24 protein-coding genes are annotated in these 23,584 nt (G+C 40.1%); 14 read left to right on the top strand and 10 right to left on the bottom strand.

All coding sequences use genetic code 11. From position 1 onward, the window contains the following. The first annotated feature begins 50 nt into the window (after window positions 1-50). From FPV17_RS18325 to FPV17_RS18305, 5 genes are all read left to right on the top strand, one after another. Window positions 51-1,286, top strand: a complete 1,236-nt coding sequence (locus FPV17_RS18325; RefSeq protein ID WP_144559847.1) for an MFS transporter — start codon at window positions 51-53, stop codon at window positions 1,284-1,286. A gap of 101 nt (window positions 1,287-1,387) precedes the next feature. Next, the gene (locus tag FPV17_RS22435; RefSeq protein WP_038483411.1) at window positions 1,388-1,483 is read left to right on the top strand and encodes a putative holin-like toxin; all 96 of its coding nucleotides are present in this window, start codon (window positions 1,388-1,390) and stop codon (window positions 1,481-1,483) included. A 272-nt stretch (window positions 1,484-1,755) separates the two neighbouring features. Then, window positions 1,756-2,742, top strand: a complete 987-nt coding sequence (locus FPV17_RS18315; RefSeq protein ID WP_144559843.1) for a phosphotransferase family protein — start codon at window positions 1,756-1,758, stop codon at window positions 2,740-2,742. 137 nt (window positions 2,743-2,879) lie between these two features. Further along, window positions 2,880-3,398, top strand: coding sequence for a GNAT family N-acetyltransferase (locus FPV17_RS18310; protein ID WP_081762133.1), 519 nt, complete (start codon window positions 2,880-2,882; stop codon window positions 3,396-3,398). Next, window positions 3,374-4,132 (top strand): class I SAM-dependent methyltransferase, encoded by a 759-nt coding sequence (locus FPV17_RS18305; RefSeq protein WP_144559841.1) that lies wholly within the window; start codon window positions 3,374-3,376, stop codon window positions 4,130-4,132. The genes FPV17_RS18310 and FPV17_RS18305 overlap by 25 nt, the downstream gene beginning before the upstream one ends. Before the next feature lie 61 nt (window positions 4,133-4,193). Here FPV17_RS18305 and FPV17_RS18300 read toward each other — a convergent pair whose 3' ends face one another. The 5 genes from FPV17_RS18300 to FPV17_RS18280 form a co-directional block, all read right to left on the bottom strand. Next, window positions 4,194-4,586, bottom strand: a complete 393-nt coding sequence (locus FPV17_RS18300; RefSeq protein WP_035395020.1) for a hypothetical protein — start codon at window positions 4,584-4,586, stop codon at window positions 4,194-4,196. Between the two features lie 154 nt (window positions 4,587-4,740). Next, the gene (locus FPV17_RS18295; protein WP_060704828.1) at window positions 4,741-5,532 is read right to left on the bottom strand and encodes a lytic polysaccharide monooxygenase; all 792 of its coding nucleotides are present in this window, start codon (window positions 5,530-5,532) and stop codon (window positions 4,741-4,743) included. Between the two features lie 815 nt (window positions 5,533-6,347). After that, window positions 6,348-7,373: a lysylphosphatidylglycerol synthase transmembrane domain-containing protein gene (locus FPV17_RS18290; RefSeq protein ID WP_144559839.1), complete on the bottom strand. Its 1,026-nt coding sequence runs from the start codon at window positions 7,371-7,373 to the stop codon at window positions 6,348-6,350. After that, the gene (locus FPV17_RS18285; RefSeq protein ID WP_035395026.1) at window positions 7,366-8,397 is read right to left on the bottom strand and encodes a glycosyltransferase family 4 protein; all 1,032 of its coding nucleotides are present in this window, start codon (window positions 8,395-8,397) and stop codon (window positions 7,366-7,368) included. The genes FPV17_RS18290 and FPV17_RS18285 overlap by 8 nt, the downstream gene beginning before the upstream one ends. Further along, a complete protein-coding gene (locus FPV17_RS18280) occupies window positions 8,394-9,617 on the bottom strand; it encodes a glycosyltransferase family 4 protein (protein WP_035395027.1) in 1,224 nt (407 codons plus the stop codon). Before FPV17_RS18280 ends, FPV17_RS18285 begins: the two co-directional genes overlap by 4 nt. 463 nt (window positions 9,618-10,080) lie before the next feature. On the opposite strand from FPV17_RS18280, the gene FPV17_RS18275 reads away from it, so the two are divergent. The 7 genes from FPV17_RS18275 to FPV17_RS18245 all read left to right on the top strand — a co-directional run bounded on the left by FPV17_RS18275 (window position 10,081) and on the right by FPV17_RS18245 (window position 18,465). Next, entirely contained in the window at window positions 10,081-12,834 is a 2,754-nt protein-coding gene (locus FPV17_RS18275) for a 5'-nucleotidase C-terminal domain-containing protein (RefSeq protein ID WP_144559838.1), read from the top strand. 121 nt (window positions 12,835-12,955) lie between these two features. Beyond that, window positions 12,956-13,183, top strand: a complete 228-nt coding sequence (locus FPV17_RS18270; protein ID WP_035395032.1) for a hypothetical protein — start codon at window positions 12,956-12,958, stop codon at window positions 13,181-13,183. Window positions 13,184-13,279: 96 nt separating this feature from the next. Beyond that, on the top strand, window positions 13,280-14,632 hold the full coding sequence (locus tag FPV17_RS18265; RefSeq protein WP_144559836.1) for an amino acid permease: 1,353 nt from the start codon (window positions 13,280-13,282) through the stop codon (window positions 14,630-14,632). Window positions 14,633-14,749: 117 nt separating this feature from the next. Next, window positions 14,750-15,274 carry a tetratricopeptide repeat protein gene (locus FPV17_RS18260; RefSeq protein ID WP_052007967.1) on the top strand — a complete coding sequence of 175 codons (525 nt, stop codon included), beginning with the start codon at window positions 14,750-14,752 and terminating at the stop codon, window positions 15,272-15,274. A 165-nt stretch (window positions 15,275-15,439) separates the two neighbouring features. After that, complete coding sequence (locus tag FPV17_RS22605) at window positions 15,440-16,741, top strand: N-acetylmuramoyl-L-alanine amidase (protein ID WP_437183302.1); 1,302 nt, start codon at window positions 15,440-15,442, stop codon at window positions 16,739-16,741. Window positions 16,742-16,878: 137 nt separating this feature from the next. Next, entirely contained in the window at window positions 16,879-17,676 is a 798-nt protein-coding gene (locus FPV17_RS18250) for a pentapeptide repeat-containing protein (protein ID WP_144559834.1), read from the top strand. Between the two features lie 9 nt (window positions 17,677-17,685). Then, window positions 17,686-18,465, top strand: a complete 780-nt coding sequence (locus FPV17_RS18245; protein ID WP_246117069.1) for a nucleotidyltransferase domain-containing protein — start codon at window positions 17,686-17,688, stop codon at window positions 18,463-18,465. Window positions 18,466-18,510: 45 nt separating this feature from the next. Here FPV17_RS18245 and FPV17_RS18240 read toward each other — a convergent pair whose 3' ends face one another. Further along, the gene (locus tag FPV17_RS18240) at window positions 18,511-18,714 is read right to left on the bottom strand and encodes a cold-shock protein (RefSeq protein ID WP_035395033.1); all 204 of its coding nucleotides are present in this window, start codon (window positions 18,712-18,714) and stop codon (window positions 18,511-18,513) included. A gap of 280 nt (window positions 18,715-18,994) precedes the next feature. On the opposite strand from FPV17_RS18240, the gene FPV17_RS18235 reads away from it, so the two are divergent. Beyond that, window positions 18,995-19,594, top strand: a complete 600-nt coding sequence (locus tag FPV17_RS18235; protein ID WP_144559832.1) for a hypothetical protein — start codon at window positions 18,995-18,997, stop codon at window positions 19,592-19,594. Window positions 19,595-19,712: 118 nt separating this feature from the next. On the opposite strand, the gene FPV17_RS18230 is transcribed toward FPV17_RS18235, so the two are convergent. The 3 genes from FPV17_RS18230 to FPV17_RS18220 form a co-directional block, all read right to left on the bottom strand. After that, window positions 19,713-20,363 carry an SGNH/GDSL hydrolase family protein gene (locus FPV17_RS18230; RefSeq protein WP_144559830.1) on the bottom strand — a complete coding sequence of 217 codons (651 nt, stop codon included), beginning with the start codon at window positions 20,361-20,363 and terminating at the stop codon, window positions 19,713-19,715. An 83-nt stretch (window positions 20,364-20,446) separates the two neighbouring features. Continuing rightward, window positions 20,447-20,944 (bottom strand): L,D-transpeptidase family protein, encoded by a 498-nt coding sequence (locus FPV17_RS18225; RefSeq protein ID WP_144559828.1) that lies wholly within the window; start codon window positions 20,942-20,944, stop codon window positions 20,447-20,449. Between the two features lie 110 nt (window positions 20,945-21,054). Then, complete coding sequence (locus FPV17_RS18220) at window positions 21,055-21,870, bottom strand: MBL fold metallo-hydrolase (RefSeq protein WP_144559827.1); 816 nt, start codon at window positions 21,868-21,870, stop codon at window positions 21,055-21,057. Between the two features lie 150 nt (window positions 21,871-22,020). Between FPV17_RS18220 and FPV17_RS18215 the strand changes: the two genes are divergently transcribed. Continuing rightward, on the top strand, window positions 22,021-22,776 hold the full coding sequence (locus FPV17_RS18215) for a hypothetical protein (protein WP_144559825.1): 756 nt from the start codon (window positions 22,021-22,023) through the stop codon (window positions 22,774-22,776). A gap of 306 nt (window positions 22,777-23,082) precedes the next feature. Here FPV17_RS18215 and FPV17_RS18210 read toward each other — a convergent pair whose 3' ends face one another. After that, entirely contained in the window at window positions 23,083-23,511 is a 429-nt protein-coding gene (locus tag FPV17_RS18210; RefSeq protein ID WP_144559823.1) for a hypothetical protein, read from the bottom strand. Window positions 23,512-23,584 lie beyond the last annotated feature (73 nt).

Raw genomic sequence — 23,584 nt, 5'->3', positions numbered from 1 at the left:
TCTTTTTCGGAATCTATTTTGATAATTGTCTAATTAGGTAGAGGTGTAATATGGCGAGTATACTAAAAAAAGAGAAAGAGTATTCGTATCTGTTTTGGAGTTCACTTTTTATTGAGATCGGCCATCGGTTCGCTCAAGTCGCTTCATTTGCCCTTGTCTTTCAATTAACAGGCTCAGGATTTGCATTAGGAATCTTGCTCTCATTGCAAGTTTTGCCAACAATTCTACTTGCGCCAATAAGCGGCGTGTTGGCGGATCGATTTCATAAAATTAAACTGATGAGTTTGTCAGCGTTGATTCGTGCCCCATTTGCTTTATTGCCACTTGTGGCGATTAGTACGGGAGACGTACTATGGCTGTATATCAGTACCTTTCTCATTGCTATTGGCAATGCTTTCTATCGACCTGTTCGGTTTGCAGCGATCCCAGACCTTGTCCAAAGAAAGAATCTTTTGCACGTTAACGGAATGGAGCAACATTTGATTGGCTATACGCTTGTGTTTGGTTCCTTGACCGGTGGCCTGTTTGCGTTTTGGATAGGGACGAACGTCTTATTTTTATTGAATGGAAGTTGTTTGCTCATTGCAGCAGCTGTGTTAAAACCGATTTTGTCCGTTAAAACACGAGAACAGAAGCTAGTAACAACTGTACACTTACCTGTTTTACAAACAATGAAGTGGTTTGTTGGCATACGCGTGTTACAAGTTTTTTTTATCATGATGCTTCTTATGCCTCTTGCAAATGGGATCGATAATATCGTGATGAATATGATCGCTCTTGATGAATTTGACCGAGGTGAACTTGGCGTTGGTCTCATGTATGCTGCTCTTGGCCTTGGTTTTGTACTTAGTTCAAAGATGACCCCTTATCTGAAAAAAAGCTATTTAACGATAGGGGTTATTATGATTGCGCTTGAAGGAGTCGGGCATCTTTTGTTAAGTCAGTCAGTCTTCTTTATACAGGCGCTGATTGTAGCGGTTAGCATTACGTTTGTAGGGGGAATTAGCACGATATGCTTTGATACAGTTTTAATGAAAATCCTTCCTCCATCAAAACGGGGCGTGCTATCAGGCACTTTGTCCATGGTACAGACGAGTGCAATGGGACTGGCGATGATGGCTGGTGGGTTTTTAAGTGAATGGTTCACTGCTTTTCAAATGGCATTCGTTATTGGATTTGTGTATATAGGGTTTGCTCTCTTCTTTTTCCAATTGGTGCGACGACTGCAAATAAAAGCATCCATGCGTCAGTTAAGGGAAGTTGAAAAACAAGACGGATACATCTAGAGGAAAACTAGCCGTTAGGTGGCAAAATGATGGTATCATAAGAGGAGTTGAATAACTCATAGTTGTGGGGATTGGTAGCACTCTCGAGAGGGGGTGATGCCGTGTCGGTTTTTGAAGCACTTAGTTTAGCTTTAGGGTTTGGGATGTTTATTCTTGCCTTAGTGACGTTGGTGCTTTTGCTGATTAAAAAAAATTAAGTCCCCACGATGAGTTGACGGCTCAGGAGGACTTAACTCTCTTCTTGCGCCAGTTCCCACTCTATGTGGGATTCGACGCCCGTCTAGTGGTCGCACACTAGGCGGTTTTTTAGTTTACGTTGTTTGTCTAGTTAGTATACCCTATTCAATCGATTTTAACCAGTTCTACAGAACGGCTTACCGTACACTTCATTTTGTTTTAAAAAAAGGAATTCGATCGAATATGTAGAATACAATCGATTCGGTTTTTTTTTTATAAGGATGTGGTGGAATTGACTGCGAAACTTTTATTTGCATCTCAGGCGATTGGTCTCCCGACAAAAGCGCAAATGAATGAGCTGCTCGCTGTTCACGGGCTAGGGAAGGTACTTAGCTTTAATGGGACAAAGGAAGGGGCAATGAAGCAAACACTGGCTATAGTGTCCACTGAGGGTGAGTGGATCGTAAAAGGAAACCCAATTTATGAAGGGCAATTAGATGAAGAAAAGTATGTGATCGATTGTTTAGCCGAAAAAACGTCTCTAAAGGTGCCAACCCCATACATTGTTCATCATGATACAGATATTCTTGGATTTTCTTATAGCATCATGCCAAAAATGAGAGGGATGCATCTTCATGATGTAGCGCATGAGTTGACAATGGAGGACCATTCTGCTGTTGCTAAATCGTTAGCTAGTGTATTAAGAGAAATGCACGAGTGGAAAAGCTTATCGTATGGTGAGCTTCATCCTCTCAAGCATTCTATCGAATCTTTTCAACCTAGTTACAAAGACTGGCTCTTTAATCGAATCATCCATTGGTTCCATGATGCAAAGAAATATTCAACATTAACAGAGGCAGATGAACGTTGGATGTTTGGAGAACTGAAAAGTGCCTACGACGTTTTTTCTAAGATGAATGATCCGTGTTTTGTGATGGGTGATGTTAAACCAGGAAACTTCCTTGTAGACCAACTAGATGGACAATGGGCAATAAGTGGATTATTTGATTTTACAAATAGTTATTTTGCAGATCCATTAGTAGATTTAACGAAAATGATTCTTTTTTATCAGAGACAAGAGCTACCTATAATTGCAAACGAATTTATTCTTGAGTATAGCACTGGACAGCGATTAGTAGAGATTCAATCTCGCTTGCGCATTCATTTATTGCACCAACTTGTACTTGATTGGGGTTATTTCCATGCGATGGGACAACCCATTCATACATCGTTTGAAAAATGGGTTAAGACCATTTTTATTCATTTACACTTGAAGTGACTAGGTGAAACAAGAAGTTTATGCGTATATTACAAGAATTTAAGACGGTAAGTTGGAGGTTTTTGTCTTGCGTCACTCAATTCACTCGAGGACACGGTGATTAGTTGCACGATCTTTAATGTAAAGGAAGGGTTGAAATGAATGTTCAGTTAATAAGAGCAGAAGTGGAACAGCGGCAAATACTTTCAAACTTAGTGCAGTTTTATTTGCACGATTTTTCATCGTATATTGATTTAGATGTAGAATCGAACGGCCGCTATACGGATTATCCTCTACTAGATTATTGGACAAAACCTAAGCATGATCCGTACTTTGTTATTGTGGATGATTGTTACGCAGGTTTTGTTCTTGTTAAACAGATTGAGATTAGGCAACAGCCTTATCATTCGATCGCAGAATTCTTTATTATGAGGAAGTATCGCCGACAGGGTTTAGGTAGACTCGTTGCTAGACAGGTCTTCCAAGATTATGAAGGCCGTTGGCATGTTTCGCAATTAAAAGAGAATAAACCTGCGCAAACGTTTTGGAGAAAAGTCATTGAGGAATGGACAGACGGTGAATTTACTGAGCAAATTGGAGTGAGAAAAATGACTCACTTTTTCAATCAACATATATGTGAGGTGGAGAGTGAATGTTTACCGAATATGGAAAGCTAAGTACGCAATTTTATGAAGCAACAAAACCAATTGGTTTTTCGATGTCTGGAGATATTGAGTTTTATCAGCAGCGATTAGCCGGCTTTACCGGTAGAATATTAGAAGCAGGTGTTGGAACTGGTAGAATGCTTATTCCGCTTCTAGAGAACGAGTTATGTGTGGATGGTGTAGATGCATCAAACGATATGCTCGCTTTATGTAGGGAACACTGTGAGAAACGGAATCTCGATCCATTTCTCGTGACACAAAGGCTTGAAAATCTGGAATTGCCGCATATGTATGAGGCGATTATTATGCCTACTGGTTCTTTTGCTCTGTTAAATGGCCGCGAGAACGCAATGGAGACGTTAACGCGCTTTTACCGACATCTCTCACCTGGTGGTCGACTTCTTATTGATCTAGGTTTTCCTAAGATGTTTTCAGAAGATAGCCAATCGTTAAGGACGGTTGAACTCGGTGATAAAGAAGGGATTACCCTCTCTGTTTATGACGTGGAAATGAACTGGATAGACCAATATTCACTTACCTATTTAACCTACCGGAAGTGGCAATCTGGAAAAGAGGTTGATACAGAGTTGCAACAGTTTAAGGTATATTGGTACGGAGTAGAAGAATTTACATATATGCTTAAAGAAGCTGGATTTACATCTATACAAATGTCGGCTGATTATCTTCATGATAAAGCCCCATCGAAGGAAACGTCGCTTATTACGTTTGAAGCGATACGTCGTTAACGTTGTTGCTCATGCAGGAAATAGGCGTGCATCTTCATGAACGTTGCGATAGATGAAAAAGCTATGTGGCGGTTCTTTTCGAAAGGATCGCCATAGATGTAAATAAAGTAATAATGATGAGGCTTGATATGGTTGTTAGCCATTGTGTAGTTGATAAGTGATACAGGTCTAATTCAGTGATAATTATAGCAATGACTAGATAAACAAGAGTTGTAAGAATCGCATAAAATCCTGCTTTATCACGAATGGCCTTCCATTTTTCCGTTTTATTTCCGACCTTTGCTACGACATAAGCTAAACAAAGCATCATCCATCCCATTGCAAACGGACTAAGGAAATAGCCACTAAAAACCCCATCGGACAAACGTGTTGTAAAGAGTAAAAAGACTCCTAATCCAGTAAGTAGTATACCGCCAATTGTATATGCAGTCTGTAGGGTGCGTCGATGATCCACGGGTTTTCTCCTCCTCCTTTGTTTCCATAATAAGTATAAAAGTAGACTGTTTTCGCTGTAAATACCTTTTCTTATCAAGATGTTCACATCAAAAAAAGCACATATAGGATCTGATCCATATGATGTGCTTTTTATAGGGGGATAAGTAAAAGCGTTAGCGGATGAGCTCCCAAACATCGGCACGACCAGGAGTTTCACCGCGAGTCCACCATTTTGCACGGTATACTTGACCGTTGTGTGTTACATAGTCACCGCCAACATAAGTTGCCGTTGATGTCCAAGCAGGGTGTGCAGGTGGCTGTTCTGGTGAACCTGGGTCTGGATTTGGAGTAGGATTACTGCCACCACTGAACTGAGCATCAATGACTTGGTAGAACGCATTTACAGTATCTGCGACATCCCAAACACCAAGAATGACGTGATAACCTGAACGCTCAGGCACGGTTAATTGGTGACTTACTTTTTGTCCTGGACGAGCACCACCATCAAACTTTTCATAAAATGGGACTAGTTCAAATTGATCGCGGGTTAATGGCTGATTAGGGTTCCAGTTAGGTTTCGTAATATAGTAATGCCATTTTGCTGTGGAATGCATCGCTGTAAGGTGCCACCTAAACGTTTGATAACCACTATTCATGTTTACTTTAGACCAACGATTAGAAGATTGGGCATCTAGTTGTGGAAAAACACCCCCTGCAGATGCAATCTGTCCGTCTGGAATACTTGCACCAGGGAACCCTTTCGGCGCTTCTAAACTTTGCGGTTCATAGATGACGGCACCGCAATCTGTGTTTACACGTTCGGCACATAATAATGCTCTAGACTTGGGAGATTCAATGTAGCCATGTGCACTTGCCGATTCTGCGTTTGCGAAAACAAACAAAGCAGATGCAAGAACAGTGAAACCAATTGACTGAAGAAACGAGTGACCTTTCTTTTTACCAATCAAACGAACTCCTCCTTTTTGTTCGCAAGTTCTGCTTGCGTACCTTCATTGTAACGATGTGTATTTAAAAATAAATTGGGAAATGAGCCAGTCAACTTTCAAGAAAAAGAATGAAAAAAGTTCTGAAACGCAAAAAAATAATAGAATGATCCGCTAATAAAGTTGGATGAAAGTACGAATGAGAGTTGAATAAGTGTTCTTTTTATTCGTAAATAGATAAGGAAAAAGAGGTATAATCTTGATTGAACTAAATGGAAGATAACGGAATATTCGTTTTTTGTTAAAAGAATGAAGCTTCATAGTTCCTTTAATAAATACATTGCCCTATTGGGAAACCACTTAAAAAAAATTGCTCGTTTTGCAGAAAGGGACAAATAATTTATTTTTTCAGTGGAAAAATAAATTAAATTCTCTAATCAGATAGAGTGGATGCAGGAAGTAAATAGAGCGCTTACAATTGATTATCAACAATTTTTTTTTAATGAGCCATCATTTTCCCAACAAAGAAATTGTGAAATAAGTGCTAATTCGACATTTGCTGCCGAAATTTCGACAAAATCATGTGCGAAATGAGGGTTGGCTAGTTAAGTGCAGTAACGTACTAAAGAAAAATAGATGAATGCAACGTGTGCATTGCTAAATATATCCCAATACGAACCCACCGAAGGCTATGCTAGAATAAATATAACGAAAAGCTAATGCAGAATGTTTTTCGAACGAACGAATCATTTGTCATCCCCCCTTATTGGAATGCTCTGGAGATACCAGAGTATTTTTTATGTGAAAAATCCCTCCAACGAATGAAGGGATTATGGCTAATCCAAGATTTCTTTTGCACGTGTCCTCTTTATGCGTATTCCTCTCATTGTTAAGCCAACCCCAATAACAACTGCGCTATAAGCAGTTATCATACGCCAAAACAACATGCTCAAAATCAATTTTTCTTCAGCCATAAACGATTGAAAGACGGCTGAGAACGTCATTTCAGCTGCGCCGCTTCCTCCTGGTGTTGGAACAATTGACGCAAACATCATGACAAACGCATGGAAAGAGGAGCTAGTAAAAAGAGACATGTGGATCGAAAATGCTTGAAACACAAAAAAAGGGATGATGAAAAAAAAGCCTAGCTGAATGAATGTATAAAGCATGCCTACCATAAGGGCTTGTTTATGTTGGATAAAATAGAGACTTTGTTCATGAAACGGCTCTAAGAATTGATCTAATTTCTGCTGCCATAAACGTGCTGTTTCTTTTTTAAACCATTGAACGGGCTTAAGAAACAACTCACCTAACCCTCTTGCTGTTCGTTGGTGAAAGAGCACGAGGGTTAATCCGATTATGATGCTCGCGTGAACAATATAGCCTATAACGATAAAAAATCCCATGCTCGGTAAAATGGAAAATAGGCTTTTATAGCCAATGCCCAAAAATAAAGTAAAGCTCAAGACAAGTCCAATTTGAAAAAGCAAAAACTTCATTAACAAAAGAGAGGTTGCGCTTCCGCTGTGATAACCCCGCTTTACTAATACATAAAGTTGTGCAGGTTGACCTCCAGTTGCAAGAGGCGTTATTTGATTGAAGAACTGACCGATTAATGTTGTATGCATGGCTGTTTTGAACGATAGTCTTTGCTTATTATGTGCTGACAGCCAAATAAGACTTAATGCTTCAAATAGCCAGCTTAGACCAATACACAAAAAAGCAAGTAGAAGCCAGAAACCATTCATATCCCGAAGTCCTAATAAGAACACCGATACGTCTATATTTTTAGCAAGTAACCAGACCGAAAGGATACTGATAAACAATACAATGCCAAGCTGAAAAGCTGGTTTTTTAGGCATGGGAAGAGGATGCAACTACTCCGTGTACATCTCTATAAAACTGATTCCAAACAGTTGTTAAGCGTTCTTCAGAATAGGCGTAAGCTCCTTTTTTAGATAGGTTCTGTGTGTGTTGATAGTACTGGTCGTCTTCTCTAAGTCGGTCTATTTGTCCAATAAAGCTCTTGTTAGAAGTGCCGGTTACATAATAGTCAAACAAAATGTCTTCATATAAATCTAAATCTCTTAATAAAAGGGGCTTTTCACAGCTCATTGCCTCTAGAATTGTCATTGGAAAAAGTTCGTTGTACGATGGAGAGAAAAACAGATTACAAGCATTATAATAGGCTTGCATGCTTTCTCTAGGTACAATTCCTGGAAAATGAACATTGGTAGGTGGTTGATCTACATAGGCTTTTAATTCGTGGTAACCAGCCGTTAATTTACCAAATGAAAACCCGCCTGCCCAAATAAAATGAATGTCCGGTCGCTGGCTTGCTATGTCTAGAAAATCTTTTACCCCTTTTCGATGCTGGATTTGTCCTGCTCCTAAAACGACGAATGCATCTTCAGGTATCCCAAGCTCAGCGCGAATAGTACTTTTTTTACCGGCAGAAAAGGACGCTTTAGAAACGAAATTTGGAATGTAATGGATTTTATCTTGATCCAACCCTAATGCTACTAATTTCGGTATAAAGCTTGGATTTACTACAATTAGATGATCCATTCTTTTGTAGAAAGACACCATATAGTAATAAAAAAGAGAGCGAATGGGTTTAGGCAATGAAAGGCTGTCGTCTACTGTTTCAGGTAAGAAATGAACGTAGCCAACTTTTACCCCAGTTCTCTTGAAGAATGTTGTTAAGAAAAAACGAAAGTCGATTGTATGATAATGCGTAATATCAGACCGTCGGAACTGATTAATTGCTAGATCATAGCTTTGCTCGTTTTGGGATTGGAGGAGGTTGATCAGCTCTCGATACGCCGAGGCAACCCCTTGCCCTTGTACTTTTTCAGCTGATGATAGCATAGTTAATTTCATTATGATGACCTCCTCATTCGGTATAACGCCGATATCGCTTTTTTATGAGTAGATTGTTCCAATGTGTTGGCGAGTAAATGGGTGCGGTAAATTGCTTCAATCTTTTTACCAAATACTTCGGCAGAGAGAGATTCAACAAATTGACTACTTTTTACTTGAACAGCCACCTGCTCTTGTTTCTGTTGGAAGATGGTGTCTAGCAATGGAGCAAGGTCATCGTCTTTTTCAAAGATGTAGCCCGTTTCTTTGTGCACAATTGCATGTTGAATACTTGGATCTGCTTTGGCAACAACCACACATCCTGCTGCCATTGCTTCAAAATAGGTTAAACCTTGAGCCTCAGTGGTGGACGCACTGACGAAAAGGTCACAGAGTTGGTAATAAATATGGACATCTTCCCAACAAACTGCACCAATAAACTGAACATTATCTTCAACAGCTAGAGTCTTTGTCAGCTTCTTTAGTGAAGCCTTATGCGGACCCTCACCAACCAAAATGAGTTTAATGGACGAATGGCCTTTTTTTGAATGGTGAACAGCATGAATTAAAGCGTCTATATTCTTCTCTTCTGCCAATCGACCAACAGAGACAATAACCCGATCTTCGGGGAGGATATTCAGCTTTTTACGGAGAATAGCCGCTTGAAACATCGATTCCGCCGTTCGTTTAAAACGGTTAACATTGATCCCTGTAGGTATAACTCCAATAGGAGATTGAACGTTGTATCGATGCAACGTCCGCTTTACTTTTACAGTGGGCGCAATAACCCGATCCGCTTTGTGACAAAACCATTTTGTCATCCAACCAACCATTTTAGGTGTTAACAGCTTTCCTCGAGCAACGTAGTGTAAGTAATCCTCGTACATCGTGTGATAGGTGTGTAGAAAAGGAAGCTTATGTTTGTAAGCCATGTATTTTCCTAAATACCCCATTGTAAATTCGGTATGAGTATGAATAAGATCAATGTCATATAGCTTTATAAGTTTTGATGCTCTTCTCATTCCACGGTAAGCGAGATGTCGCTCTGGAATAATGGTGGTTGATAAGCTTGGGAAACGAAAGATCTTACCAGATTCTATTTCTACTTGTGCTTGTTTATCTTCGGACGTAAAGATGAAGACGTTATGGCCTCTAGCGGTTAATTCTCGATCAAGTGTTGCAATGGAAGTCGCAACTCCACTGATTTGTGGAAAGTAAGTATCAGTAAAAATACCAATATTCACATTTGACCCTCCTGTCTTTAGTGATTGTTTATGAATATATGCATGTGAGCGATTTTATGCTTACCAAACGGGAATGGAAGAATGCACTTAATTATACGATTTTTCTTACAAGTAAATGGGTATTGGCTCATTTCTTTAGAAAAACTTAAGAAATGACGTCAATATGTTCGTTCGCTATTAACGTTATCATGATTATTACTCTGCTGAACCGAGCGGGAGAATGAATGTGTATACGTCTCTAGCCGTATTTTTCTAAAGAATAGGAAGGAATCTAGGACTATAAAAGACGTTTTCTCCCATTTTTTCACTTCATTCACAACAGAATGATAGATCTTTTTTACCTTATTACATGTTTTACAAAAATATTAGAGATTTCGACAATATTAGTCGTCATTTTTTGCTACGCTTAGAGAGTCTACGGACAAGCGTTTAGTATTGATTTCATTGAGGAGGAACATCAGGGATGGAGAAATGGAAAAAGTGGGTAGGTGCTAGTCTTGTCGCACTATCTCTACCGTTTAGTGTTAACGGGGAAGCGCACGCAGAAGAGAAAGCACTGAATATTTTTCATACGAATGATATTCATGCATCGTTTGAAGAGTACGGGAAAGTGTCTGCTTATGTAAAAGAAAAGCGAGATCAGCTTGAGCATGTGTTATTTGTTGATGCAGGTGACTTTGCAAGTGGCAATCCCGTTGTTGATTTAAATTTTGGGAAACCGATGGTGGATGTATTTAACCTTGCTGGTCTTGATGCATTTACGATTGGAAATCATGAATTTGACTATGGACAAGCATATTTACAAGAAAATATGGAAGATTCCTTATTTCCATGGCTCGGTGCAAATATGAGTACAGGGGAAACAGGTGTGGAAAACCCTGAACCTTATACGATCATTGATGTAGATGGCATAGCGGTCGGTATCCTTGGTATTACACAAGCACCACCTGCCACGGCCCCGGTGAATGTTATTGGCATGACGTTTGATCAAGACTATGCGGAAACGGCTCTTTCCTACCAGGCTGAGCTCGAGGAGCAGGCAGATGTGATTGTGGCGCTAACGCATATTGGACATGATCAAGATCGTCGCTTAGCAGAAGCGGTAGACTATTTTGATGTTATTATTGGTGGTCACTCGCATACAACATTACGTCAGCCTGTTGTTGTGAATGGCACGCCGATTGTCCAAACAGGGTCGAATTTAGCGAATCTCGGTGAGCTTACGCTAACGTATAATGATGAGACCGAAGAAGTGACGAATGTAGCGGGGACTTTAACGGCTGTGTCTTCAATGACAAGTGTTGATGAAGAGGTTCAAGCTGTTATTGATGGCTACGTTGAAGAAATGGAAGACGTTTTAGGGAAGGTTGTTGGCTACAGCGACACAGGGTTAACGAGAGATGGACGCTTTAACGGCGATGCACCGTTAGGGAATTTCTGGACAGATGCTATGCGTGACTTTGCTGATGCAGATGTAGCGTTAACGAATAACGGTGGCTTGCGAGACAGTATTGCACCGGGAGAAGTAACGCTAAATGATCTTTATTCAATTGAACCATTTGCCAATGAAATTATGGTTATTGAGATGACAGGTGCAGCGATTGAAGATGTCATTGCATTTTCTTATTCTAGAGACAATCGAAATCAAATTGACCTTCAGACATCCGGCTTACACTATGACATTATTACAGGAACTACAGGAAATTATTTAGGAGCAAACTTAACAATAGACGGACAAGCGATTGATGAAAACGAAACTTACATGGTCGCAGTCGCCGATTATATCGGAACAGGTGGTTCCGGATATCAGTTTGAAGGCGAAGTGATCCACGAAACAGTTGGTCTAATGACAGCAGCGATGGAGCAGTATGCTCTACGTTTGACTGATGCTGGCGAAAAACTAAATTACTATAGAGAAGGACGTATATCTATTAAAGTAGATCCTTCTGGACCAAATCCAGGCGAAATTATTGGTTCGACTGATACGGGTCTATATTCAGCTAACAAAAGTACGCAAGATGTTGGTATCGGAAATTTATACACAGACGCCATTCGAACAAAAACAGGAAGTGACATTGGGCTTTTAAATCGAAGCTCCATAACAGGAGAAATCCCTCCTGGAAGTATTACCGATCGCCAAATTGAAGCATTAGATTCTTTTGGCAATGTCATTGTTGTTGTTGAAACAACAGGTGAACGAATAATGGACGTGTTACTCGAACAGTCCCGTTATCATAATGGTGTTGACCTACAAGCTTCAGGTTTAACATATACGCTTATACCAGATGGAAATCGTTATGAGTTAGCAAATGTGAACGTGCACGGAGAGCCGATAGATGCTGAGGAAACGTATACGGTTGCATATAATGATTACATGCACGGAACAAACTTTTATCAATTAGGAAATGTGCTGGACGATTCCTATGGACCAGTATGGCAAGCTGTTGTGGATTATGTAATGAACCAAACAGAACCGATTAATTATGAAGAAGGAAGCAGAATTACGATTGAAGGATCAGAGCCAGGTGATCCGACTGGTACGAGAACGGTAGCAGAAGCAATTGGAAACAATAGCGGAGTCTATCCTGTAAAAGGATACATCGTCGGTTCAATTGTAAACCAGCGTCCTGTGATTGGAGAAGGGACTCACGCTGTGTCGAATCTGTTACTGGCGGATTCACCTAATGAAACCGATCGCAGTAAGATGTTGCCTGTACAGCTTGTGAGTGGTACAGCAGTGAGAAACGGTTTAAATTTAGAAAGCAATCCAACAAATCTAGGCAAGGCAGTACGTATCACTGGTTCTTTGGAAGCTTATTTTTCTACTCCTGGTATGAGAGCGCCTAGTACGTTCGAATGGATAGAAGAGGAAGGCCCTGTAGAACCTGAACCGCCAGTTTGTTCGTTTGACGAGTGGAGTGGTAGTCAAGTGTATACGGCAGGGGATCGTGTTGAATACAATGGTGACTTTTATGAAGCAAAATGGTGGACGCAAGGAGAAAACCCAAGCCAATCTGGTCAGTGGGACGTATGGAAAAAAGTAGCGGACTGCTATGAGATTCCTGAAGGTCCTCAAGAATGGAATAAGGATCAAATCTACGTTGCTGGTGATCAAGTTCTTTTAGATGGGCAGCTCTATGAAGCAAAGTGGTGGACGCAAGGAGAAAACCCAAGCCAATCTGGCCAGTGGGACGTATGGAAAAAAGTAGCCGAATAACAAAAAGCAGAGATATGGATTTCCGTATCTCTGCTTTTTTTATACAAAAAAGAATGATTAAAAAATGGGAACTGTGGAATATCAAAAAGAAAGAAGAATATACAAAAAGGAGGAGACAACAGTGCCCCAAAAAGAAATTGAAGAAAAAATCATAGCAGAACTTAAAAAAGTAGATACTGTATCAAGCGTTAAATTCGAGAAAAGTCTAGATGGTTTTAATGGCAATCCAGCTCATGTCATTGGCGATGTCATGATGGACTTGAAGCAGAAAGGTGTCATTGATAAAGTCGGAACCCTTGGCATTGAGGATGATGAAATTAAGCTGAATGAGCAATATAAATCAAACTAGAGGCTGGCTACAGTGAGGAACAAACCTCATTGTAGCTTTTTTTATTGGATAAGCGAGCCAATCTTATCGCACACTAGCAATAAAAAAGGAGCGATTATGGCTAAACAAAAGAAGCTAAAAGCAAAAGGAGGTCTTGCTTGGTGGCAACTCTCTCTTCTTGGGATCGGATGTACGATTGGAACAGGCTATTTCCTTGGATCTAGTATTGGGATCTCTCTAGCGGGACCTGCCATCGTCGTTTCATTTTTACTTGCCGCTATTGGCACATATCTTGTTTTCATTGCACTGGCACAGATGACTGCTAACGATCCGCAGGAAGGTTCCTTTAGTGTTTATGCGGAAAACGCGTTTGGGGAAAAGCTTGGATTTGCCTCTGGCTGGAATTACTGGATGTCCAATATTTTAATCATAGGAAGTCAACTTACGGCGTTATCAATTTTATCGCAATTTTGGTTTGAAAGCACGCCATTATGGGTGTTTGCTGCTTTCTATTCAAGTTTGGCAATCTTTGTTGTCATTCTAGGAACAAAAGGGTTTGACTCTGTTGAAAACGTACTATCCGTTATTAAAGTGGCAGCCATCTTCATGTTCGTGGTGCTAGGTATATTGGCAGTTTTTCACTTAATCAGTCACTCGGGTCAAGAGCCAACGTTGCCATCTAACTTGAAGGAATGGTTTCCACGTGGATTTTCTGGTTTCTGGGGATCGCTCATTTATGCTTTTTATGCATTTGGAGGGATTGAAGTCATTGGTCTAATGGCGATGCAATTAAAGAAAAAGGAAGATGCACCAAAGGCAGGAAAAGTGTTGCTTATAGGCGTTACTGTCTTGTATACACTCTCTTTAGGGATTGCAGTGAGCCTTGTATCCTACACTGCGTTCAATGATTCTGAAAGTCCCTTTGTAACAGCCATGTCAGCGTATGGGTTAGCATTTTTTCCGCATGTGTTTAATGGTGCTATCATTGTCGCTGGTTTTTCAGCAATGACAGCGTCGTTGTTTGGTGTAACAACATTATTAGCTCAATTAGCAAAGCGAAAACACGCGCCTTCCATATTCCAAAAGCGCGTTTCGTTTCACGATTTACCGTTCTTTTCATTGTTACTTGCCATTTGTGGATTAATTTTAGCTGTCGTTGCTGCATTGCTGTTACCAGGTCGTTTATTTGAATACATTACAACCGCAGCTGGCATTTTAATTTTAGTCAATTGGATGGTAATTTTACTGTCTAATTGGCGTTTACTTAACCCCACGCTTTGGCGAATCTGTGGCCATATTCTCGGTTTCTCGCTCATGCTTTTTGCGATTACAGGAATAGCTGTGGAAGAAACAGGTAGACCAGGTTTATACGTGAGTCTAGTATTTCTTCTTCTCATTATCGTTATGACGTTCATTGTAAAGAAAAAACGATATAAACCAAAAGTGTGGAATGGCTATACCCGTAAATAACTTTAAATAAATAAGTTTGTAGCCTGTTTGTTAGGTGAACGATAAAGAACTGTTTAAAGGCTTTTAGCATCTATTGCTAGAAGTCTTTTTTAAGTCTATTTTTCTAGAGGTGAAAAGATGAAAGACATAATTTTAAAAGAAGCAAACGCCACGATCTACTTCGATCGTTCCAATTACTTACGAGAGCAAACAGTTGACCCGAAAAAGTTGGAAGTAGCAATTGTTTACTTAAAAGACTGTGGTGAGGATCAAGACTATGCGATGCTTGGGTATTTTTACCGCGTTCTCGGAAAAACAAAACAAGCCTTTTACTATTATCAGCGCTGTCTACAAAAAGCAGAAGATAATGGAGACGATAAATCATTGTTAATCAACTCCATACGATTTGGTGAAGTTCTTAAGTGTGCACACCTACATGATGAAGCGCTTGCGTGGTTCAGAAAAGCATCTGAAATAGCTCACCGGTTAAGCGTTAGTGAGTATGATGATTTTATTCTGCAGCACAAGGGTAAATGTTTGTGGGAAATGAATGAACTTAGGAAGGCACGACGGTGCTTCGAAGAGGCTTATGCCTTGAGATTACAGAAAGGGGACGAAGCGCTTATTGAGTCAACGAAACAAGCATTACGTTTATTGGTCTAAGGTTGGTGTCACAAAAATGCAAGAAGTCAAGGATGATTTCGAACAGTGTTATTCTCAATAAGATTTAAAGACAATCGTACATTTTGTTTGATTTTCAGCACATGCCTTTCTCTTTTCTCTAATGAGTGAATAAAGTATTAAATGACAGAGTGAAAGGAGATTTATATGAATATCATCCAAGACTTTATCCCTGCTTCTAATGGAAATCGACCTGGTTATGCGTTGAATCCGACCTATATTACTATTCATGAAACCGCTAATACAAGCGCCGGAGCCAATGCTGCGATGCACGCTAGATATGTAAAAAACCCTACTACTGCAGTCAGTTGGCATTTTACTGTTGATGATGGCCAAACAATCTATCAGCACTTGCCATTAAATGAAAACGGTTGGCATGCAGGCGATGGTGGTAGTGGAACAGGAAACCGTCAATCAATTGGAATTGAAATTTGTGTGAACCGAGATGGTGACTTCCAACAGGCGATGCGAAATGCGGGACAATTAACTCGTCAATTGATGGATCAGTTTCAAATCCCTCTTGACCGTGTTGTGGCACACCAACATTGGAGTGGAAAACGCTGCCCCGCCAATATTATAAATGCAGGTGGAATTGAAATGTTCCGTACATTAATTCCAAATGCAAGCACTATTCCAGTAGAAGAGGAAAACAATGCACCAGCGCCAAGCCCACAACCAACGTCACCGCCATCAAACGGTAGCGGGAACCAAACAACAGGAAGTATCGTGACCTATTTAAACAGTATTGGCGTTGATTCAAGCTTTGAAAACCGAGCTCGTTTAGCAAGCCAAAATGGGATCCAGAACTATACAGGAACGGCAGAACAAAATACGCGACTGCTTTCACTGCTTAGAAATGGACAAGAGTCTAGTGGGAACACACCATCTCCATCACCGGCTCCACCACCATCGAGTGGGAGCGGGAATCAAACAACAGGAAGTATCGTAACCTATTTAAACAGTATTGGCGTTGATTCAAGCTTCGAAAACCGAGCTCGTTTAGCAACGCAAAATGGCATTCAAAATTATACCGGAACAGCGGAACAAAATACACGGTTGCTCTCGTTAGTGCGTAATGAAAATGTTACGCCACCGAGCAATAGTGGAAACCAAACAACAGGAAGTATCGTGACCTATTTAAACAGTATTGGTGTTGATTCAAGCTTCGAGAACCGAGCTCGCCTAGCACGGCAAAATGGCATTCAGAATTACACTGGTACTGCTGCTCAAAATACGCAGTTGTTACAGCGACTAAGAAACGGCGGCTCAAACCATTCGAGTTCTCGTCCAAAAGCTCGTCAAGGGGAAGGAATTGTTGATTACCTCAATCGAATTGGAGTCGATTCATCGTTTTCAAATCGGTCTAGATTAGCGTCTCAATATGGCATTGCAAACTATCGTGGGACTGCACAACAGAACTCGCGTCTATTAAATCAGCTCTCTGGGTGATTGAATGCATATGAAGTCTTAAGAAGCTACGCCAATTCTTAGGACTTTTTTTATGGATTGAATATGGACGTGCTATAATGACAGGAATGTAAGCGTGCGAAAAGCCGTATCGAATGAAGATGAAAGAGGTGGCAGGTATGGAGAGGGAATGGACATCAGATTGTCAACAATGTATGGGTTTGTGCTGTGTTGCGCTACCCTATATGGAATCTGCAGACTTCCCGAGTGATAAACCAATTGGAGAGCCTTGCGTCCATTTATCTACTATGAATCATTGCGCTATCCATGACAGCTTACGTACATGTGGCTATAAGGGCTGTGTCACCTATGAGTGCTTTGGGGCAGGTCAGTATGTATCTCAAACGCTCTATGCGAAACAGAGCTGGAGAGAGAATCCCCACCTGTCTAAAGAGATGTTTGCTGTTTTTCCGGTTGTTCAGCGAGTTCATGAGATGATTGTTTACCTCAATGAAGCAATAGCTGTTGCTGGTGATGTTCTCGTAGAGGAACTATTATCACTTAAACAAGCATTAATGGAGAGAACTGAGCAGATGCCGAATGCGATTATGCAGATAGACATTGATCGATTTCATGGTCAAGTAGGGCAGTTGCTAAATGAAGTTAGCGTAGCCTACCGAAAGTCGTTCAAGCAAAAGCCGTTAGCGACCGATTTGATTGGAAAGAAGCTAAAGGGTGCATCTCTAAGAGGGGCATCGTTCCGAGGAAAGTGGCTTATGGCGGCGAATTTAAAAGGAGCAGATCTACGAGAAGTAGACTTTCTTGGAGCAGATTTGCGAGATGCTCAATTACACGGTGCAAACATGAAGGATGCGCTTTTTTTAACCCAGTCACAAGTGAATGGAGCAGTAGGGAATAAAGAGACGATTCTCCCAAGTGGGTTAGTAAAGCCAAATCACTGGAACGAAGTCGGTTGAAAAGGAGACATGAGAACAGGAATGGGTAGACAAGAGGAAGCAGTGCAGCAAATCGCTGAAAGTTTAAAAAAAGACGAACGTGTAGAGGCTGTGTTCTTAAAAGGGTCCATGGGAAGAGGCGAGCATGATGCATTTTCAGACGTCGATCTTTATGTGCTCGTTCGTGAAGAAGAGAAAGTGGCGTTTCTCGAAGATCGGCTGAAGCATCTTCAGGCATACAGAGAGATCGTATTTCATGAAGACATTTTTATTATTGCTCCACAGATTATTGCCGTTTATGATAACTTATTACACGTTGATTTTTACACGGTTACAGAAAAAACGTTCGTATCAAAAGATTTCTTCTCGATCGTTTATGATCCCAATCAACGGCTAGATCAGTATCGAGAAAAGCAAACGCTGGTGTTAACTCAGCAGGAGTTTGAAGACGAAGCATATGATGTGGCTTGGTTCTTGTTCCAATATTATAAAGCCAATCAACGAAGCAATCATGCGTGGGCAGCTCATCTCCTGAGTTATGTACATGCTCGATTAGCAAAAGTTCTCTTGCATCATTACGCTCCAGAACGGGCTCAGCTCGGTTTAAAAGCACTAGAGAAAAATGTTCCAGCCTCCATTGCTGAGTCATTTTTAAAAGGAATGAACGATTCAACACCAGCTCGACATAAACAAGCTGTAAAAAGAACCGTCGCTTTATTGAAAGATGAGCATGAATGGCTTCAATCTGAAATAAAAGAGAACTTACAAGTTCCTCTTTTCTGGGAGCGTATGATTAAAGAATTAACATAAAAAAAACAGACTCGGATTTCCGAGTCTGTTTTTATAGAAAGAAGATTAACCTTCTTTAACTACGTTAGCAGCTTGAGGGCCACGTGCGCCATCTTCGATTTCGAAAGAAACTCTTTGACCTTCTTCTAACGTCTTGAAGCCTTCGCCAGTGATCGCTGAGAAGTGAACGAATACATCGTCGTTACCTTCGCGCTCGATGAAGCCGAATCCTTTTTCTGCGTTGAACCACTTAACTGTACCTGTTTCCATTGTTGTTGCCTCCTAGTGCGTTATTCGCACAATTGTATTCCTATCCTTGCTCAAAGCGAAACTCAAGACGAAAGACTTAAGCTATTACACGAACAAAAATAAGCAATCTTAATCTTATCAGATGATTTCTGTTTTTGCAAGCCTTTTCGATATTTTTATGAAAAGCCTCCTTTATTATAAAAAACCATTTACGATTTAATTACGTTTAAGTGTCTGACGTTACAAGCCCGTTTTCAGTGTGATAGGATCATGTACAAACGTTTTTATGGAGGTTTCACGAATGAATAAGTGGTCATTTAGCGGTATTACCGTTGCACTTCTTATGGCAACTGCCTGTACTAGTAGCGATTCAGTCGAAGAAGGAACAGAACAAGACAAAAGCAATGAAAACGAAACGGAGTATGAAACGGTATTAGAGGAGGAAGAGAGAGAAGAAGGGACATTTTCTGTTTACGAACGCTTTACGGATGTCACAGCTAACACAGAGGGACCTGTTGAGATGACAATTACCCAGATTGATCTTGGCATGGCTGATTTAGAAGGCTTTGTTGCAGCAACTACAGGAGATGAAACGATCGACTATGTAGAAATGATGCTAACAATAGAAAATGCTTCTGACGAAACGATGTATGTCCCATATGGAGAAGCGAGTTTAGAAGCGAATACTGGTGAGAAAGTTGAAACAGCAAGTCTTGTATTGAGTGACGATGTTGAGCCACATTTTGAAGAGGGTGATACGAAAGAAGTTCGTCTGTTATTCCCGCTGGAATCAATTCAAGGCGTCACTGAACTAACGTTTTCCATGAATGGACCAAGCACCGATTTAGGTGGGGATCAGCTAACGGAGGAGATTGAACTGTCTTTCATGTTAGCAAGCTAAAAACTAGTCCATTCATTGGTGGTTAAGAAAAGCAGTTTCTAACTTTAATCATTCTCTTTTTAAAAAGGATGCAAAACGTTGAAGTATTCTCATGATGGAAGGGACTTCAACGTTTTTTCTAGTTGTCCCATTTAAAGTCTAAATGCTTTAAAATGGTTCTCGCAATCGCCATATGCCCTACAGAAGAAGGGTGGATACGATCTTGAGCAATTTCAATGTCGTCTAGCCCTTGCATTAATGGATCAAACGTTTGTTTTTGTAGATCAATAAATGAGACGTGGCAAGTTTCGGCAACTGACTTTGTCAGATCTCCGTAATGATCCATCATTTTTCGCATCGGGTCTCCTTTTTCACTTTGAATATAAAAGGGAGACAGTAGACAAATCTTCTTAGCTGAAGACTGCTCGACGAGTTGACGATACGTTCCTGTAAATTCGTCTGGATAGACATGTTGAGCGAACTCAGAAGGCTGATCGAATTGTCGCCAAACATCATTTATACCAATCATGATAAAGAGTAAATCTGGTTTTAATGCTAAAACGTCTCTTTGCCAACGCTCTTGTAAGTCACGAATGGTGTTGCCACCAATGCCCTTGTTGGTCACTTTATAATGCTTACTAGGGTACGTTGCTTGTAAGAGGGCATGAATAAAAGAAACATAGCCGTGACCTAATCGATCAGAATCATGTTCTCTTTCGCGTCGGTTCCGATTGCAATCTGTAATAGAATCACCAATAAAAAGGATGCGTTCGTTATGAATAGTTGACATAGGGTTCCCTCGTTTCTATTTTTAGAATAATTCTAATAGAACGAAAGATAAATCTCAATCATTGACGATAAAAATAGGACCATTTACGGTGAAATTGTGACAGGTGTGCCAATAGGAATGGTTGCAGCTAGTTGTGTTACGTCCTGGTTGTACATTCGAATGCAACCGTGTGAAACCGAACGTCCGATAGAAGACGGGTCGTTTGTTCCATGAATCCCATAATGCTGTTTTGATAAAGACATCCACATGACACCGAATGGGCCCCCTGGATTAGGTGCTTTGTTTATAATGATATAAGAACCGGTTGGGGTTTGAGTGAGCATTTTCCCTACTGCAATTGGGTACTGTTGAATGAGTTGACCATTGTGATAAAGTGATAGCTGGTGACGGTTTAAGGATACGTGAATGCTGTAAGGAATTGTTTGTGGATCTGGTAAAGTGGGAATGATGATTGACTGCCCAACGAAAAGCTGACTTGAAGGGTGCAGATGATTGGCAGATAATAACGTAATAAGATCAATTCTAAAATCGTTTGAAATAGCGTATAAAGTTTCCCCAGGTTGAACAATATGTGTATACAGAAAATCACCTCATTGAAACGTTTTAGTTAATGTATGTGGCTTTAATAGAAAAGACGCCAAAAATAAAAAATGAGGTGTAGAATATTTTTTTACACAACGTAATGTAACTCTTAGGTAGACGAAGCTTCTTTTAATATGGACGTAATCATATGCTTTGAGTCCCACTGGCCATATGAAAAAAACGTAATTGGGTATTTTCGTGAAAATAAACGTCGCTGAATGTCTTTAGTAGAAAGGCCTTGTTTATGTAAAGTCAAAACGTTTTCTTGAATTTCTTGCAAATACTGCAGTTTATTAAGAAGATTAGTTCTTCCTCTTGGCAAATAGCCAGCATGAGAACAAAAAACGTCATCAAATTCAAATTGAAGAACCTTCCTTAACGAATCAATAATCGTTGGAATGGATTCACTTTTCATAACGACTTTTGTTTTTGTTTGCACGTATAAATCACCAGAGAATAATTGACCAGTTGATTCATTTAATAGTGACGTATGGTCATAAGAGTGACCAGGGGTATGAATACTGCGCCATTTAGACCTTCTGCTTTCAAACCTTTCGGGCATAGAAATGGGACTAAAAGGTAGACGGGTTCCCCAGTACAAGCGCCGATAAAGTGGGTAAGAGCCTCTTCGTTTTGCCTCTGATAGTGAGCGTTCATTTAAAAAAATTGGAACACCTCTTTCATTTTCAAACCAAGATGCGCAACCAGTATGATCCTCATGTATATGAGTACAATACAGTCCATCTATGTTGTGTTTTTCCCAAAATGGGGTGAAGAGTGATTTAACAGAAGCGGCGGCGGCATCAATAATAATACCGTCAGTAGCAAAACTGATTGTGTTTAACTGTATCTTCTGGAACGTTACGTTTCCTTCAACCATATGGACATTGTTCTTAAACCGTTCGTTTACCCTTTTTTTAAACATGAAAGAAGACAACCTCACTCTTATAAACTGTAAAATGAATAATGATTCATTTTATAGGGGAATTATAGCTGAAACCCTTCGATTTGACAAATAGATGAAGATGGATTGCAAGAAAAAAAGAAAAAAGCTACCATAAAAAGATGGAATGAGATGAGGAGAGTTGAAGCGAATATGCAATTTACATATGAAACGGTTAAAAGAGATTTTAGCGATTTTGCAAGTGGTCGTGTTCTTTATAATGCGCCTGGATCAACAGGGTTTCCTATACGATTAACGAGTGAAATTTTTCAAATAAGCCGTTCCTATCTTCAGAAACAAACACAGTTAACGGTGTATGACCCTTGTTGTGGTGGAGCACATCTTCTTACTGCAATTGGATTTTTACACGGTGATTCTATACAAACGCTATATGGTTCGGATAGTAACAAAACTATTATTGAAACAGGACAATCTAATTTACATTTACTTACTTATGAGGGATTAGCACAACGGAAAAGAAAATTAGAAAAGGATTTCAAGCTATATAACAAGAGTGCTCATGCAGAGGCACTAAAGAGTGCTGACCGCCTAAAAAGCTATTTGGACAAAACAGGAGAGGTGCAAGGAGAAATTTTTCAATTTAATATCGCAGTTAAGGAAGTCCCGAAGCTTAAAGAGGTTCAGATCGTGATAGCTGATCTTCCATATGGTGAACTGGTTAGCTGGGATTCAAACGCCCTCTCACCAGTCGAGCAGATGCTTCAAAATCTTTACGGTGTCTTAGCCACTAATGGCGTTGTTGCCATTGTGAGTGACAAATCAACCTTAATTGAACACACTTCTTTTCGCCGTCTTAAAGTTGTAAAGCACGGTAAGCGGAAAGTGACTTTCCTCCAGCCTATAGACCGTCATATGGTACAAAATTAAAAGGAAGCGAAGGCGGTTCGCTTCCTTTTGAGGAGGTCCTTTAACATGAGTTTGCAAGATGGGTAGCATAGTCAAAAGTTCCTACATCATATAAAAGCGAGAAGTGATCTTTTTCTGTAAAAAGAGGGGAATGATTTCAGGCTTTTATATCCTATTGGACTTTCATAACGCTGGCAGTTTTGTTCATCCACGTGAGCAATAAGTCAAGCTCACATTAGCACTATATGTAAGGGGAACACACTTTGAACGACCAAACACCTACTATTTCGAAAAATAAGACAAGCGCCTACGATACAACTCGAGTTATTATGAAGTAGGTTTAAATTGAATAATTGTAAAAAATTCCTCAACATTTCGACTAAGTGTGAAAAAAACAGATTGATTATCCTCATTTATCAGCATAACAGAGCTGGGATGATCCTTTTCATATACAAAGACTGCTTGCGTAACCGTTGCATCAAACCAATAATTTTTCACGAGATATGGTTGATCAAACGTTACTTTTATCAAATATCCTGATGGCGGAAGTGGGTTAATGGCCGTCACTAAACCGTCAATGGATTGAATGAATTGTTGTGCTGTATGCTGTGCTTTAAGGGTACCTCCTGTTTGATAAACCACTTTTTCTTCGTCTAAGGAAAAAACTTCTATCGGTGTTGCTGCCATAGCAATTGGTTGCCGAATGACCAAGATACATACAAGTAAAAGAACGACTATTTTTAGTTGAGAATGCACATTTACCACCTCATTCGTTACTCTTTCCTATTCTATTAAGACTATACGTGAACTTAGATAAATAAAAAAAGCG

Source organism: Shouchella miscanthi, assembly GCF_007725405.1.
In the GTDB taxonomy this organism is placed as follows: domain Bacteria; phylum Bacillota; class Bacilli; order Bacillales; family Bacillaceae_D; genus Shouchella; species Shouchella hunanensis.
This window is presented reverse-complemented; position numbering and strand designations above follow the sequence as displayed.

What these genes read in the sequence shown, in the direction of transcription:
- FPV17_RS18325 (WP_144559847.1), top strand. Translation starts at nt 51, where the DNA reads ATGGCGAGTATACTAAAAAAAGAGAAAGAGTATTCGTATCTGTTTTGG.
- FPV17_RS18310 (WP_081762133.1), top strand. Translation starts at nt 2,880, where the DNA reads ATGAATGTTCAGTTAATAAGAGCAGAAGTGGAACAGCGGCAAATACTT.
- FPV17_RS18305 (WP_144559841.1), top strand. Translation starts at nt 3,374, where the DNA reads ATGTTTACCGAATATGGAAAGCTAAGTACGCAATTTTATGAAGCAACA.
- FPV17_RS18290 (WP_144559839.1), bottom strand. Translation starts at nt 7,373, where the DNA reads ATGCCTAAAAAACCAGCTTTTCAGCTTGGCATTGTATTGTTTATCAGT.
- FPV17_RS18275 (WP_144559838.1), top strand. Translation starts at nt 10,081, where the DNA reads ATGGAGAAATGGAAAAAGTGGGTAGGTGCTAGTCTTGTCGCACTATCT.
- FPV17_RS18265 (WP_144559836.1), top strand. Translation starts at nt 13,280, where the DNA reads ATGGCTAAACAAAAGAAGCTAAAAGCAAAAGGAGGTCTTGCTTGGTGG.
- FPV17_RS18260 (WP_052007967.1), top strand. Translation starts at nt 14,750, where the DNA reads ATGAAAGACATAATTTTAAAAGAAGCAAACGCCACGATCTACTTCGAT.
- FPV17_RS22605 (WP_437183302.1), top strand. Translation starts at nt 15,440, where the DNA reads ATGAATATCATCCAAGACTTTATCCCTGCTTCTAATGGAAATCGACCT.
- FPV17_RS18250 (WP_144559834.1), top strand. Translation starts at nt 16,879, where the DNA reads ATGGAGAGGGAATGGACATCAGATTGTCAACAATGTATGGGTTTGTGC.
- FPV17_RS18245 (WP_246117069.1), top strand. Translation starts at nt 17,686, where the DNA reads ATGAGAACAGGAATGGGTAGACAAGAGGAAGCAGTGCAGCAAATCGCT.
- FPV17_RS18240 (WP_035395033.1), bottom strand. Translation starts at nt 18,714, where the DNA reads ATGGAAACAGGTACAGTTAAGTGGTTCAACGCAGAAAAAGGATTCGGC.
- FPV17_RS18235 (WP_144559832.1), top strand. Translation starts at nt 18,995, where the DNA reads ATGAATAAGTGGTCATTTAGCGGTATTACCGTTGCACTTCTTATGGCA.
- FPV17_RS18230 (WP_144559830.1), bottom strand. Translation starts at nt 20,363, where the DNA reads ATGTCAACTATTCATAACGAACGCATCCTTTTTATTGGTGATTCTATT.
- FPV17_RS18220 (WP_144559827.1), bottom strand. Translation starts at nt 21,870, where the DNA reads ATGTTTAAAAAAAGGGTAAACGAACGGTTTAAGAACAATGTCCATATG.
- FPV17_RS18215 (WP_144559825.1), top strand. Translation starts at nt 22,021, where the DNA reads ATGAGGAGAGTTGAAGCGAATATGCAATTTACATATGAAACGGTTAAA.